The organism is Paenibacillus sp. FSL H7-0716 (assembly GCF_038002705.1).
Classification (GTDB): domain Bacteria; phylum Bacillota; class Bacilli; order Paenibacillales; family Paenibacillaceae; genus Paenibacillus_AQ; species Paenibacillus_AQ odorifer.
The window spans coordinates 16,857-31,712 of record NZ_JBBODA010000038.1 but is presented as its reverse complement, the minus strand read 5'-3'; the positions used below and the strand labels follow the sequence as shown (position 1 = coordinate 31,712).

At 44.5% G+C, this 14,856-nt stretch carries 14 protein-coding genes; 13 read left to right on the top strand and 1 reads right to left on the bottom strand.

Annotated elements, in window-relative coordinates:
* Window positions 1–8: 8 nt before the first annotated feature.
* The 11 genes from MHH60_RS28610 to MHH60_RS28560 all read left to right on the top strand — a co-directional run bounded on the left by MHH60_RS28610 (window position 9) and on the right by MHH60_RS28560 (window position 12,502).
* Window positions 9–2,522, top strand: a complete 2,514-nt coding sequence (locus MHH60_RS28610) for an ABC transporter permease (RefSeq protein WP_076134107.1) — start codon at window positions 9–11, stop codon at window positions 2,520–2,522.
* Between the two features lie 270 nt (window positions 2,523–2,792).
* Window positions 2,793–3,098 carry a LiaF transmembrane domain-containing protein gene (locus MHH60_RS28605; RefSeq protein WP_036685544.1) on the top strand — a complete coding sequence of 102 codons (306 nt, stop codon included), beginning with the start codon at window positions 2,793–2,795 and terminating at the stop codon, window positions 3,096–3,098.
* Window positions 3,099–3,142: 44 nt separating this feature from the next.
* The gene (locus MHH60_RS28600; RefSeq protein WP_036685541.1) at window positions 3,143–3,820 is read left to right on the top strand and encodes a PspA/IM30 family protein; all 678 of its coding nucleotides are present in this window, start codon (window positions 3,143–3,145) and stop codon (window positions 3,818–3,820) included.
* A 4-nt stretch (window positions 3,821–3,824) separates the two neighbouring features.
* Window positions 3,825–4,292, top strand: coding sequence for a PspC domain-containing protein (locus MHH60_RS28595; protein ID WP_036685653.1), 468 nt, complete (start codon window positions 3,825–3,827; stop codon window positions 4,290–4,292).
* Between the two features lie 3 nt (window positions 4,293–4,295).
* Window positions 4,296–5,000, top strand: a complete 705-nt coding sequence (locus tag MHH60_RS28590; protein WP_036685540.1) for a PspA/IM30 family protein — start codon at window positions 4,296–4,298, stop codon at window positions 4,998–5,000.
* A gap of 197 nt (window positions 5,001–5,197) precedes the next feature.
* Complete coding sequence (liaF, locus tag MHH60_RS28585) at window positions 5,198–5,845, top strand: cell wall-active antibiotics response protein LiaF (protein WP_036685537.1); 648 nt, start codon at window positions 5,198–5,200, stop codon at window positions 5,843–5,845.
* 31 nt (window positions 5,846–5,876) lie between these two features.
* Window positions 5,877–6,911: a sensor histidine kinase gene (locus tag MHH60_RS28580; RefSeq protein ID WP_038573283.1), complete on the top strand. Its 1,035-nt coding sequence runs from the start codon at window positions 5,877–5,879 to the stop codon at window positions 6,909–6,911.
* Between the two features lie 18 nt (window positions 6,912–6,929).
* Window positions 6,930–7,583 (top strand): response regulator, encoded by a 654-nt coding sequence (locus MHH60_RS28575; RefSeq protein ID WP_036685532.1) that lies wholly within the window; start codon window positions 6,930–6,932, stop codon window positions 7,581–7,583.
* A 192-nt stretch (window positions 7,584–7,775) separates the two neighbouring features.
* Entirely contained in the window at window positions 7,776–8,591 is an 816-nt protein-coding gene (locus MHH60_RS28570) for a YwmB family TATA-box binding protein (protein ID WP_076134108.1), read from the top strand.
* Window positions 8,592–8,796: 205 nt separating this feature from the next.
* Window positions 8,797–10,347, top strand: a complete 1,551-nt coding sequence (zwf, locus tag MHH60_RS28565; RefSeq protein WP_036685526.1) for a glucose-6-phosphate dehydrogenase — start codon at window positions 8,797–8,799, stop codon at window positions 10,345–10,347.
* A gap of 556 nt (window positions 10,348–10,903) precedes the next feature.
* Window positions 10,904–12,502 (top strand): peptide chain release factor 3, encoded by a 1,599-nt coding sequence (locus MHH60_RS28560; RefSeq protein WP_076134109.1) that lies wholly within the window; start codon window positions 10,904–10,906, stop codon window positions 12,500–12,502.
* 100 nt (window positions 12,503–12,602) lie between these two features.
* On the opposite strand, the gene MHH60_RS28555 is transcribed toward MHH60_RS28560, so the two are convergent.
* Window positions 12,603–12,839 carry a small acid-soluble spore protein SspI gene (locus MHH60_RS28555; protein WP_036685520.1) on the bottom strand — a complete coding sequence of 79 codons (237 nt, stop codon included), beginning with the start codon at window positions 12,837–12,839 and terminating at the stop codon, window positions 12,603–12,605.
* A gap of 233 nt (window positions 12,840–13,072) precedes the next feature.
* On the opposite strand from MHH60_RS28555, the gene MHH60_RS28550 reads away from it, so the two are divergent.
* Both MHH60_RS28550 and MHH60_RS28545 read left to right on the top strand, forming a co-directional pair.
* A complete protein-coding gene (locus tag MHH60_RS28550) occupies window positions 13,073–13,732 on the top strand; it encodes a potassium channel family protein (RefSeq protein ID WP_036685517.1) in 660 nt (219 codons plus the stop codon).
* Between the two features lie 336 nt (window positions 13,733–14,068).
* On the top strand, window positions 14,069–14,854 hold the full coding sequence (locus MHH60_RS28545; RefSeq protein ID WP_076134110.1) for a TrmH family RNA methyltransferase: 786 nt from the start codon (window positions 14,069–14,071) through the stop codon (window positions 14,852–14,854).
* Window positions 14,855–14,856 lie beyond the last annotated feature (2 nt).

The following is a 14,856-nucleotide window of genomic DNA, read 5'->3' as shown; positions in this document are numbered from 1 at the left end:
TGGGAACTTTGAAATACAATAGTGGAAAAACTGTGAAAAAATTGGCAAAGCGCTCTCTTAAATCTAGCAAAAATTATTTTGCTATTCTGGCAATAGCCTTGGCTGCGATTATGTTCACCAGTGTATTTACTATTGCAGGGAGTTTGTTAGAGTCAATGAAAGACAACAAGATGAGAATCGTGGGGAGCAATGCTCATGGTGGATTTCATCAAATGTCTATGCCTGAGTATAAAAGGGTCTCTTCAGATTCAAAGATTAAGGATATCTCCTATTCGGTTCTTATCGGTGATGCACAGGGGGCTGCCTTTTCTAAGTTACCTACAGAAGTGAGGTATGGTGAGGAAAAGTATGCAAAATGGGCGTATAGCTTACCACAGCTTGGAAACATGCCACAGCAAAAGAAAGACATAAGTGTAAGCACCTTGGTATTGGATGCGCTGGGTCTTCCCCATACATTAGGTCAATCCATTTCGTTAACCTTCAAAACAGATAAAAAAACAATCACAGATACCTTTACCGTTTGTGGAATTTGGGATGGAAATCCGCTCTCTTGGCGTCAAAATATTTGGCTTTCTCGTGAATATGCAGATTTAGTAGCTCCTGTGGCAAGTGAACCTTGGAACAACCGTTCCAAGGTGTACTCAGGCTATATCAATAGTCAATTTTGGTTTTCGAATACGTGGGATATTGAAACGAAATCTGAACAACTTGCCAGCAGAAGTGATTTTAATGGTCAAATAACTGTTAACGCTTCTTATGATATTCTAGGATCTGAACCTCAAAATATACTTCTAGGTTTCCTTGTAATCTCCGTGATTTCCTTAGCTGGATATTTGTTAATCTACAATATATTCTATATTTCAATTGCACAAGAAATTAAATCTTATGGTTTATTAAAAGTCATTGGGACAACTTCAAAACAAATCAAAAGAATGGTTCGTTATAAGGCAATATATCTTGCTTGTATCGGTATTCCTTTTGGACTAGTGATAGGTTGGACAATCGGTCGTTTTTTTGTTCCGGCTATTATCGATATTTTTGGTGAAGATATGCGCGTCGTAACAAGTGTACACCCGCTTATTTTTGCTATTGCCGCTATATTCAGTCTCTGCACAGTGTTATTTAGTTGCTTAGGGCCAGCAAAGGTTGCATCCGGGGTTTCTCCAATAGAAGCTCTAAGTTATGTTGAAGGAAAACAGACGGGAGAACTAAGAAGAAAAAAGAAAAAAGCTCATCCAATAACATCCGTTCGTCTAGCAATGGCTAATTTAAAGAGGAACCCCCGAAAAGTGATCATCGTCACGCTTTCTTTTACACTTAGTTTAGTTATTCTTAATAGTACTTATGGTCTTGTGCATTCTTTTGATTTTAATAAGTTCATTGAGTTTCAGTCTGTTTCGGACTTTACGGTTGCTGATACTTCGATCATAAATAATTCGCCTCCATTTGATACTTCCGGTGTAAGCAATGAGTTCATAAAACAAGTAGAGTCATTGGCCGGGCTTGAAGATAGCGGCAATGTTTATGTACTCCCTTTAACACAAAATTTAAGTGATCAGGCAATGTCTGCGCTGAAAAGAGAAGTCGGCTTAATGAATGAAAAGGACCAAGAGGAATTTCTGAGTTCTCAGGAGATGGTGAAACGGAGATCATTAGTGAATACATTTGGTTTTAGTGAGTGGCCGGCACAGATGATTCAAGTAAAGGAAGGAGCTTTGGATCAAAAACGCTGGGAGAACGGAGAGGGAATCTACGTTACTAACTGTAAGAAATTTCTAGATGGTACAAGCAGCATTTATCATCCGGGAGATAAAGTTAAAGTTAGTTTTGGAAACGGAAAGGAAAAGGAATATGAAGTGCTTGCCATTGTTGATTTTCCGGGAGCTATTCACTCAGTGGCATATTATGATATAGGATTAGAGTATTTGTTGCCGTCGGATGAACTGCTTGCCCATGCAGATTCCATGCTGCCAATGTATACAATCTTTAATGTAGATGATGAACATTTAACTCAGACAGAAAAATGGCTGGAGGACTATTGCTTACATACGGATACCGGATTGGATTTCTATTCGAAGAATACTTCTAGAGAAACCTTTCGTAGTTTAATCTTTATGTATGAGGTGGTAGGAGGTGCATTTTGTATTCTGCTAGGTGTTATTGGGATTCTGAATTTCATAAATTCCATGCAAACTTCTATTTTAACCAGAAAACGAGAAATTGCCATGCTGCAATCAATAGCCATGACGGATAAGCAGGTAAAAGAAATGCTTATCTTTGAGGGGGTTGGGTATGCCTTGCTAGGGCTGATGTTTTCGATTGTGCTAGGAAGCTTGGCAAATACTACCCTAGTACCCGCAATGGGAGCAGAACTTGATTATTTTACTTGGACTTTTACATTAACCCCTATTTTACTTAGTATAATCCCCTTTATGCTGGTCTCTATTGTAGTACCCGTTTTGTGTTACCACAGCATATCTAAGAAGACTATTATTGAAAGATTACGGAGCGAGGTTTTTTGATAAGGAGCCACATAGTTAATCCTAAAGGAAAGTTCAAAAGGGCATCACCTAAATAGGGTGGTGTCCTTTCAATTTTTGATGGGTAGCATTCCCATTTATATGTGCAAAGGTTGGTTATGACCTACAACTAGCCCAACAGTGGTCTGTAGTCGTACAGCTACCTCGACTAAGGTCCAGTACGAAAAACCGTCGTTGGTCTGTTTTGAAAGTCTGCGATTTACCCTAGAATAAGGCTATAAGGTTAAGGACAACGAAAGGCGGTGAGAAAAAATGCAAAGAAGACAAGGAAACGGATTAGCGGTTGTACTGATTGTGATTGGTGCGGTTATGCTGCTCGGCATTGCGCTTCCTCTGATCCACGGAATGTTCAGATTACTTTTCCCGGTATTGCTGGTTGTTCTCGGGTACTACGGGATTAAGAGCGGACGCAAGATTATCGGTTGGGTGCTGATGTTCATTGGTGTGATGTCCCTGATCGCAAAGCTTTCCTGGATCATTGGACCACTTCTAGGAGTGGCGTTGATCGTCTGGGGCGTATCAGCATTAAAGGGCAGAAGTAACAATGGTACTTATTAAGAAGCAATGTACTTAAACAAGAAGCAGGGAGGGAGCAGGAGATCATGAGTGTTTTTCGTCGCATGAGGGATATTACTGTAGCTAATCTAAACGAACGTCTGGAGCAAAGCCAAGATCCCGTGAAACTAATTGATCAATTTCTACATTCAACCCGTGAGGAAATCAGTGAAGCTGAAAGGCTGTACCAGCAATATGCTTCCCACACGAAGCAATTGCAGCAGCAAGTGAACCAAGCAACTGCTATGAGAAACAAACGTGAAGAGCAGGCGTTGTTGGCACTGAAAGCAGGCGAGGATCATCTCGCGAAGCTGGCTTTACAAGAAAAGATCATTCACGAGGAAAAACTGGAGCAATATAGCGGGCTGTTAGAACAGAGCAAGCAATCCTTGTTTGAACTTGAAGCACAGCTGAATGAGCTGAAAATAGAGTATCAAACGGTGTACAGCAAACGTCAGTATTATTCGGCACGAATGGAGTCGCTGCGATTGCAGCAACGGATGAATCAAAGAGCCAGTGCTTATGGCAATGGTGGTGATGTTCCCAAAATGTTCGGTCGTCTGGAAGATCAGATGTCGGATTGGGAATTAGAAGCAAAGAGCTTGCGTGATTTGCGGCGCATGGGACAGGAATATGCGGTGCAAGCGGGTGAGACCGTAGCGACCGTACTTGAAAGAGAAATGGCTCGCCTAAAGGAGAAACTGAACAATGGTGGAAAGGAGTAACGCTATGAGTCGATTGTATCGTTCAACTAGAGATAAAGTGATGACGGGTCTTGCAGGTGGATTATCTGAGACGCTCGGTATTGATTCCACGTTATTCCGGATTCTATTACTGGTCAGCATTCCGTTCACAGGTGGTGCGGTGATTCCGGTATACTTCATTGCAGCAATGGTCATTCCTAAGGAACCGACGCATTATAATCCTTTTGGACCAGGGCCTGGGGCACCGGGTGGCCCATACGGCGGACCCTACTCAGGCAGACCGGAACATGGACACGGACCACAAGCTACTGGCGGATATGGACCTTATGGACGCCAGCCAAATTACAATCCTAATTTTGAGAAGAACAACGCTTATTCCGCACCGGACTCCGGTTTGGATGCGATGATGAAGGATATTGAGAAAAAGGCTTTGCAAAAAGAAGTAGAAGAACTCAAACAAAAACTGTCTAAATATGAGAAAGGGGAATTGTAAATCATGGGAGTATTTCAAAGAATTAAAGATATGACTAAAGCGTCGGTAAATGACTTGTTGGATAAGGTAGAGGACCCAATCGTAATGCTTAACCAATATCTGCGCGATATGGAGGCTGAGATTCACGAAGCGGAAGTAACAGTTGCTAAACAAATGGCTAACGAACGCCGTATGAAGCAACGTGTGGAAGAAGCAGCAAAAATGTCTGCACAACGTGGATCACAAGCTGAACTGGCACTGAAAAATGGCCAAGAAGAAGTAACTCGCAAGCTGTTGGAAGAAAAAATCTACTTTGACCAAAAGCAAGTGGAATACAGTGATCTTCACGCACAAGCTGAAGTACACGCTAAGGAATTGGTGCAACAACTGCATGACATGAAGGATGAGTTCTACAAGCTGCGCAACAAACGTAACGAGCTTGTATCCCGTGCTCAAATGGCTAAGGCTAAAAAACAAATGTCACAAATCAGCAGCGTACATTCCATTGAAAGTGGCAGTGCATCACTCGGATTCCACCGGATGGAAGAGAAAATTATGCAGCTTGAGGCTGAAGCAGATGTAATGCGTGCACCTTACAGCCCATCCGCTGCTTATAGCAAACCCGTTGATGTTGAGAAGCAACTGAAAGTGGATGAGCAATTGGCGCTACTGAAAAACAAGCTCAATGATACACCCGCGGCTCCTTCTCTAAACAAAAAAGAACAATAAATCCTGTTCCTAAAACTTGGACGGATATGATATGCTGGACAAGAAGAAGCCATACGGTATGGATCTCCATACCGATATGGCTTTTATAGCGGCTAGCTATAATATTTAACGGTGATAATATTCCTCATCATAGTGACGGATATCTAACCAATAGTATAAAATGAGTTTTGCTTCGCAAAACGTTTAGGAGGTGCGAAATGGATAAACGAAACCGTTTGATTGCCATCGGACTGATTGCTGTTGGCTGCATGATGATTTTTGGTAGATGGCTCGGCTTTTTCTCCATTGTCGCGCTTCTGTTCCTGCTGCTGGGAGTCTACCGTACGACATCAGGCAAAGTAAAGCAGGGCTATAAACTGCTCGGGATAGGTGCTGTATTGCTTTTGCTGGACCATTTGGTGCTCGTGCTGGGGATTTGCTTAATCTCACTTGGGATGTTTTTTACTAAATCCAAAAGAGTGCAGCGCAAGGAAGGGTTTATGCAGAAGCAGAACTTTTCATCCAGATTTGACTGGGACCGCTCACCTTGGGTGATGCACAGCCTTAGCTCTTGGCATGTACTGGGTGAGGCCGATGTGGATCTTTCATTAGCTATGGCGGATCATAAGGAAACGGTCATGCTGTTTCAAGGGATTTTTGGCGATATGGACATTAACCTGTCCGATGATTACGGCGTGGAAATTGAAGCTTTTGTGCTCTTTGGGTCCATTGAATTCGGCAACCAGCGAGATACAGGGATGTTAAACCGTCTGAATTGGAAATCAGCCAATTATGACAGCAGTGAATATAAAGTGAAATTTAGTGTTTCTTATTTAATGGGAGATCTAGATGTACGATTATCCTGATAAGCTTGATAGAGAAGGGAGAGTCCCCCGTATGGAAAAAAAGAACAAAAACATGATATCACGCAGCATGGGTGAGGGGGCTCTGTTCTCTTTTGTCATGCTGCTTGTGATAATGTATGTCATGTATACATATGGCTATTTGAAGCCTTTTGAAAGCTGGAAGTTTGGCGTGCGGACAGCCGTCACCCTAATTCTTCTGCCGATGGGCTTTGGGATTGGTTATGGCTTTTATCAGAGCTTTCGTGTGAAGCGACAGTTGGAACGTCTTAGGCAGACCCTCGTATTATGGGAAAAGGGAAATTTGACGCTGTCCATGCCGGATCTAGGTGATGATGAGCTGGGAAGGCTCGGAGAACAGCTTGGCCGGATTAGCGGTAAATGGGAGAATCAAGTAACGACGCTGCAGCGGTTGTCCACGAATAACGCGAAGCTTGCGGAGCAGGCGCGGGTATCTGCTATTATGGAGGAACGGCAGCGGCTTGCGCGTGAACTGCACGACGCTGTTTCCCAGCAGCTATTTGCAATCTCCATGACTGCCACGGCGGTAGGCCGGACGTTGGAGAAGGATTTCGATAAAGCCCAGCGGCAAATTGCGCTTATAGAAGAAATGTCTGCCGTAGCCCAATCGGAGATGAGGGCATTGCTGCTGCATTTGAGACCTGTTTATTTGGAAGGAAAGGGCCTCGAACAAGGTCTGCAGGAATTGATCAAGGAGCTTAAGGTCAAGGTACCGATCGAAATTGTATTTGAGATGGACCCTGATGTGCAGCTGTTAAAAGGGGTAGAGAATCACTTGTTCCGTATCGTCCAAGAGGCGATTTCTAATACACTTCGTCATGCGAAAGCAGAAAAAATGGAAATTCGGCTGCATAGACGGGGAGATACAGTTCGCTTGACGTTGCGTGATGATGGGATCGGCTTTGAGATGGACGACACCAAACAAGCTTCCTATGGTTTGTCGAACATGCAGGAGCGGATTAATGAAATCGGAGGCTCCATTCAGTTCATTACCGCTCCGGGTAAAGGGATGCGTATTGAAATTACCGTTCCGTTAGTCAATGAATAATAGGAGGAAAGAGTAACCATGGAGATGGAGGAAGCAATTAAAGTACTACTCGTAGATGATCATGAAATGGTACGGATCGGGCTAGCAGCAGTTTTAGGTACCGAGGATGGAATTGAGGTCGTAGGTGAAGCTGGAAGTGGAGAAGAAGGCATTCGGCTGGCTCAAGAGTACAATCCCGATGTGGTCTTAATGGATCTCGTAATGGATGGGATGGATGGCATAGAAACGACTAAACAGCTGATGAAGCAGTACCCAGAGATCAAAGTTATTGTTCTTACAAGCTATTTGGACGATGAAAAGATGTATCCTGTTATTGAAGCGGGCGCCTTTAGTTATCTGCTGAAGACTTCGCGGGCTAGTGAAGTGGCGGATGCGATCCGCGCTGCGGCAAGAGGACAGTCCGTGCTTGAGTCACAGGTGGCCTCTAAAATGATGAACCGTTTTCGAAACAATGCAAAAGGAGAATCACCTGCTTATAAAGAGCTTACGGAGCGCGAGATGGAAGTATTACGTCTGTTGGCGCAAGGTAAATCCAATCAGGATATTGCCGATCAACTAATTATTGGAATCAAAACTGTGAAATTTCATGTGACGAATATTCTCGCGAAGCTGGGCGTGGAAGACCGGACCCAAGCAGCAATTTATGCATATAAAAATGGACTAGCTGAATAACAACAAAGGACTGAAGCCTCTGCTTCAGTCTTTTTTTATAATATAAGAAAGTAGTTTTGGGGCCTCCGCAAAGTATCTGAGTACGCATTGAAGCAAATCCCTCTCTTTGTGGGAATATTTCAGGTATAGAATCTCCTAATTCGAACATACTGTCTAGTAGATTGCTAGAGAGGTTCGAAGGGAGAATGACATATGCGGAAGATGAAGCTGAACAACGGAACAAAAAAAGGGACTTTTTTTATAATGATAATCGTGTGCTGCGCTGCGGCTCTGCTAGTTAATCTGCAAAGTGTTAAAGCGAATTCAACCGTTCTTGATGAGGGCGTTAACCAAGCTTCAACAGGAGCCGAACTGAATCATGCTCTTGTGAGTTTAATAGATCTCGGAAAAGAAACAACCGTTTCTGATTCACCGCTGCGTTTAGTGTTAAAGTGGCAGGGAGAAAGCAGCAATTACGCGGATCTGTCTGCCGAAGTTGCTAAGTTAAGTACAAGTCTCGGATTGAATGTACCGTCAGGTACTGAGGAAGATGGACATATGACTTATCGTACAGAAGCTGCCAAACCATATGAATCGCGGCTTTCCTTATTTTGGAGTGAGCTTAGTGCAGGAAACAGTTATGTGATTGTAACGTTAGATACGGCTGATCTGCAAAATGAAGCTGGCTTTCAAGCGGCTGCTCGTGAAGTAAGTATGATTCTTGAACAGCATAAAATTAAGGCCGAATGGAATGTATCCCTTCAAGGAAGCGCGCAAGAACAGGGAGCACCTGAAAAAGTTCTAGCACAGACGGAGTCATTGATGCATGACCGGTTTGAAGCTGTGACCGGAGGAGAAAGCTACAAGGATATCTCAACGGTTAGCCGTACGTATTCGATTCCTAATTTGAAGCGCTCTGTGATGAGTGGAAATCAGTCCGTTTCTGCCCAAATCGCAGTGCATCATGAAGATCAGAAGGGGACAAACCGCGTAACTATAGGCTTTCCTTTAATAACCATCGAATATTGACATTTTTCTCTTATATAAGCGCAGATATAGTTAATAATAAGAAATATTAATTGAAATTTGCGAAATCCCGAGAGTATTTGTCAGGAATGTGATAGCATCCTTTTTAGGAATATGCTAAAATGACATAACGTCGTTATTCACCTTATGTTAGTATCGACGCTGAGCATGTCAATAAACTATATTACATACAGAAAGATGAGGAGCCATGGCTGAAAATCAAACCCTTGATGCACTGCACACACCCGGTGCTGTCTTTTTTATCTTTGGGGCAACCGGAGACTTAGCCCGGCGTAAGCTTTTCCCGGCGATTTACAGCTTGTACCGTGAAGGTAAGCTGGCACAAGATTTTGCGGTAATTGGCGTGGCGCGGCGCCCGCGTACTCAGGAAGAATTTAGAAGTGATGTGAAGGAATCCATCCTTGAATTCTGCCGTTACAAAGCGGGAGAAGAAAGTGAATGGAATGAGTTTGTACAGCATTTCGAATACAAATCTCTGGACATTAACAATATTGATGGTTTCCGCGAGTTAAGAGCACAAACTGAAGTTCTTGAAGAGAAATTCAGTATTCCGGGCAATCGGATGTTCTATCTTGCGCTGGCGCCTGAATTGTTCGGCAGTGTCTCCTTCAATCTTAAAGCTGGCGGGATGCTGGATAGTACGGGTTGGAATCGCCTCGTAATTGAGAAGCCTTTTGGCTATAATCTGGAGTCGGCTGAACAGCTGAACGAACAGATTCGTCAGGTCTTCAAAGAAGAGGAAATTTACCGGATTGACCACTATCTTGGTAAAGAAATGGTACAGAATATCGAAGTGATTCGTTTTGCTAATGCTTTTTTCGAACCGCTCTGGAATAATAAACATATTGCCAATATTCAAATTACACTTGGCGAAACCGTAGGTGTAGAAGAACGCGGTGGTTACTATGACCATGCGGGAGCCTTACGGGACATGGGCCAGAATCATATACTGCAACTGCTGACTATGATTGCTATGGAACCACCAAGCCGTCTGCTCGCAGAAGATATTCGTGATGAGAAAGTGAAGGTACTTCGTTCCCTTCGTCCTTATGCGACATCTGATGAGGTGCGTGAGAATGTCGTAAGAGCTCAATATATTCAAGGCCTACACCAAGGCAAAACCCTTCCTGCTTACCGTCAGGAAGATAAGGTTGACCCTGAGTCGAATACAGAGACGTATTTTGCTGCCCGTGTATTTGTAGATAACTTCCGCTGGGCTGGAGTTCCTTTCTACATCCGTACAGGTAAACGTCTCCCGGTGAAGACGACGGAAGTGGTAGTTGAGTTCAAAGGAATGCCAACCAACGTTTATTTGGGACAAAAGCATAAACTTGAGCCTAACCTCCTTGTAATCCGTGTGAACCCAATGGAAGGCATTTACGTAAAGATTAATGCCAAGAAGCCGGGTTCAGAGTCTGAGATTCAACCGCTGGCTATGGACTTCTGTCAGAGCTGCCTGGTTGGAATCAATTCTCCGGAAGCATATGAGCGCTTGCTACATGATGCCGCACGCGGCGATTCAACTTATTTCACTCGTTGGGATGAGGTATCCTCGGCATGGTCATTCGTGGATCGTATTGCGAAAGCGTGGAGCGAAGAGTCTAGCGACTTATCTTCTTATCCTGCCGGCTCTTGGGGTCCAGTGGAAGCAGATGAACTGCTTGCTAAAGAAGGTTTCCATTGGTGGCCTGTAAACGGCCAAGATGAAGATAATGTGGTTTGGCTGAAGAATAACTAAACCTTGAGTTAATGCTATCTCCCTGCAGAGGATGCAGGGGGATTTTTTGTAATGCTAAGATCTAAAAGATTGGACTTCAGACGGTGTTTGGGGGATCTGGGCACGTTTCTAATAACTGCACTTTGTACAATTAAAATCGCTTATCTCGTTGTGATTAGTCTTTTAGATGTATTTTCTGCAACTATAATCACCGGATAAGGCGGAAAAGCGTGCACAACTTATTTTTAATTGCATCAAATGCAACTAAAGGCTAATGAAAATGCTAATACTTCAAGTAAGTGTAGGAAATACATCTATTTTCTTGAGCGATGATATGTGGGGATCATAATCCAAACCATTCGGGAGATATTTTGCGGCACGCGCTTTTTAGTAGATAATGTCTGCCTGATTTTGATATACTTTAGAGGATGCTTTCACTTGAAGCGGACTGGAGCTAGACCTAAGAGCTATTCATTCAGAAATGAAGGGGTATGAACAATGAGCAGAGCACCGATTTGATGAACCCCAGTGTAATTGAAGCAGAAGCAGGAATTTTATATATGAAGGGATATGTGTAATGAACAAAGCAATAGATCAGAAGCTGCAAAAGGAAGTGGATAGACGCAGAACCTTTGCGATCATTTCTCACCCGGATGCGGGTAAAACAACTTTAACGGAGAAGCTGCTGTTATTCGGTGGTGCGATCCGTCTGGCGGGAACGGTTAAGGCCCGTAAAGCGAATAAACATGCGACGAGTGACTGGATGGAAATTGAGAAGCAGCGGGGGATTTCTGTAACGTCTTCCGTAATGCAGTTTGATTATTTGAATCATCGCGTGAACATTTTGGATACACCGGGTCACCAAGACTTCAGTGAGGACACCTATCGTACCCTAACTGCAGCGGATAGTGCGGTCATGCTTATTGACGTGGCAAAAGGTGTGGAAGCCCAAACCACCAAACTGTTTCAGGTATGTGCTAAACGGGGCATTCCGATCTTTACCTTTATTAACAAGCTGGACCGTGAAGGACGTAGCCCGTTTGATCTGATGGAAGAGCTGGAGCAGGTTCTTGGTATTCGTTCTGTGCCAATGAACTGGCCGATCGGTAGTGGACGTGAGCTATGCGGCGTGTATGACCGGATGAAAAATCAGGTAGAGCTGTTCCAAGGTGACGATCACTCCGTAATCAAGGTTCAAAAGGTTGACGGATACCGTGATCCAATCATTCGTGAAATGGCTGGAGAGTATCTGCATGATCAACTGTGTCAGGATCTGGAGCTGCTGGATGTAGCAGGCGATGCTTTTGACTATGAAAAAGTATTAAGTGGTGAACTCACACCTGTGTTCTTTGGCAGTGCGATCAACAATTTTGGCGTACAGACTTTCCTCGATAATTTCTTGGATCTGGCACCGAAGCCTGAACCACGCCGCAGTAATACAGGGGTAGTAGAACCAACGAATGAGAAATTCACTGGTTATGTGTTCAAAATTCAAGCGAACATGAACCCGGCTCACCGTGACCGGATTGCTTTCCTGCGTATTGTGTCCGGGAAATTCGAACGGGGTATGAGCGTGAAGCATGTACGTGCCGGTAAAGATATCAAGCTGGCGCAACCACAGCAATTTTTGGCGCAAGACCGCGATATCGTAGAGGAAGCTTATCCGGGAGATATCATCGGTCTGTTTGATCCAGGTATTTTTAGAATTGGTGATACCTTGAGCCAAGCAGGAGATATGGAATTCGATGAGCTGCCAACGTTCTCACCAGAGATTTTTGCTAAAGTGAGTATTAAAAATGCGTTGAAATCGAAGCAGTTCCAGAAGGGTGTCGATCAGCTGACTGAAGAGGGCATGATCCAGGTGTTCCGCACGGTCAACTTTGACGATATTTTGCTCGGTGTAGTTGGACAACTGCAGTTTGAAGTGTTTGAGTACCGCATGAAGGGTGAATATGGTGTGGATGTTCAGTTGCAGAGAATGCCATACCAGTTTGCACGTTGGATCGTAGATGATACTAAGCCGGATGCGAGCAAATTCAGAATCAACTCAACGTTGGTGACGGATAAGAAGGGCAATTTTGTCGTGTTGTTCGAGAACGAATATGCTATGCGGACAGCGATGGATAAGAACCCGACAGCTAAATTCCTGGAAATGGCTCCAAAAGCATTACTATAATTAGGACGCTATAACTTGCTGAATGTTAAAATAAAACCTCCGCCTCCATAGGTGAAGTTACACCATGGTGAGCGGAGGTTTTTGACTAGTTGCGGTCAGTTTACGATGTGATATTCCCAGGGGTAATGGTCTCCAGGTGATCATGCAGCATGGTAACCAACCGATCTTGCTTAGCGGGATCTAAATCCTTCCAGATCATTTCGAACACGGCGCCAAGTCCCGGGAGTGCTGCTTCCGGACCGTCCACAGAGCCTTCAATCATATGACGTAAATCCTCTTCAGATTGACCGTGCACTTTATGAAGAATCGCCTGGCGCAAGTCAATGGTAACGGGCATAATGTACCTCCTTTTTTGAAAATATAGTGATATTGACCTCGTTATAATGTGCCCTGCAAAGGTGCTGGAAATTCAAGTTTTTGTCCAAATATAAGGTAGTATAAGTTTAACACTATACATTATCCTTACATTTCTACGAGAAACGGTTGTCATCCATAAGGACGGCAATGACGTTTCTTCTTGGCTTATGCTATACTGTTTGAGATATAGAATGCTACGGGAGGTACATAGACATGGCCAAAAAACAATATGCCGTCATCGGTATGGGGCGTTTCGGATCTAGTGTTGCTAAGGCGCTCAGCGGCATGGGGTTTGATGTACTTGCGATTGATGCTGACGAGCAGCGAACACAGGAAATTTCAAGTATTGTAACTCATGCCGTATCTGCAGATTCCACGGATGAGGAGGCGCTGCGTGCCCTTGGTATTCGCAATTTTGATGTGGTGGTTGTAGCCATTGGCGAGGACATTCAAGCTAGCATCCTGACAACACTTATCCTAAAAGACCTGGGTGTGCCTGCAATTCTGGCAAAAGCCAAAGGTGAACTGCACGGCAAAGTATTAAGCAAAATTGGTGCAGACAAGGTGATTTATCCTGAACGGGATATGGGAATGCGGGTTGCGCATCATCTTGCTTCGCCTAATATATTGGATTATATTGAGCTGTCGCCGGACTACAGTATTCTGGATATGAAGGTATCCGGACCGATGCTCGGAAAAAATCTACAGGAGCTCGACATCCGCGCAAGATTTGGCTGCAATGTAATGGCCATCCGCCAAGGTGAAGAAATGAACATCTCTCCCCGTGCAGAGGATCGTCTGATTGATGGCGATATCCTTGTTATTGTTGGGCATAAGGATAATTTGACGAAGCTGGAGATGGCGTATCAGTAGGATGGAATGTTCTGATGATAAGCGTTACTGCGAGGAAAGTTTGGACTTCCGGTCACTGTTGTCTCCAGATTTTTTTGATTTGAGCCGCCTGTTGCGGATAAAATATGGAGACAGCTTATGCTTTCGAAGCGAGCTTTACTACGTAAAGCTTTCGGCTGAGCGCTTCGCTCCTACAGTTCCAAATTTCCTCTCCATAACGTTTTCATCAGGTTTATAGGGTGTAGAAGAGAAGAAGAGCAAAGGCAGAGATAAAGATAAAGAGTATGGCGTCAAGATAAAGAAGAAACACAAACTAATGGTTATAGACTAAGGCAAGGCAGAAGAAAGGAAGACCTTATGGAAATCATGTCTCCGCAAAATACGCGGGTTAAAGAGTGGGCCGGGTTACAGGAGAAAAAGCACCGTGACAAGGCTCGTAAATATATCGTAGAGGGCGTTCATCTGGTTCAGGAAGCACTGCTGGCTGAAGCAGATGTGGAATGCCTTGCTTATGACCTCGACAAAGGAATGCCTGCTGAACTTAAGGGGCTGCTTCAGGCCGTTCAGGGAATGGAAGTGATTGGCGTTTCGGCGGCGATCATTTCGAAATGCAGCAGCACCAATACGCCGCAGCCTGTGTTCGCCATCGTGCGGAAGGAACAGCAGGCTGTAGAAGCTATCCTAGCGAAGAAGGATAGCCTTGTGGTTGTGCTGGACGGCGTGCAGGATCCCGGTAATGTCGGCACCATCATCCGCAGTGCGGATGCAGCGGGAGCAGACGGAGTGATCCTCGGACAAGGCTGTGCCGACCTCTATAATCCGAAGACCATCCGGTCCACGATGGGCTCGATGTTCCATCTTCCGGTGGTGGAGGGAGAGTTAAGTGAGATTTTGCCACAGGCCCGGAAAAATGGGGCGCTGCTGGTGAGCACTTCGCTGCAGGGCGAAGAATCGTGCTATGAGCACGATTTTCAGGGCAGCCAGTGGTTGCTGATTGGCAGCGAAGGCAAAGGCATTTCGCAGGAAACGGCGCGACTCGTGGACAAGAGTATCATCATCCCGATGGCAGGCCGCGCGGAATCGCTGAACGCCGCAATGGCGGCGACGATTTTGCTGTTTGAGGGAATGAGACAGCGGGGATAATT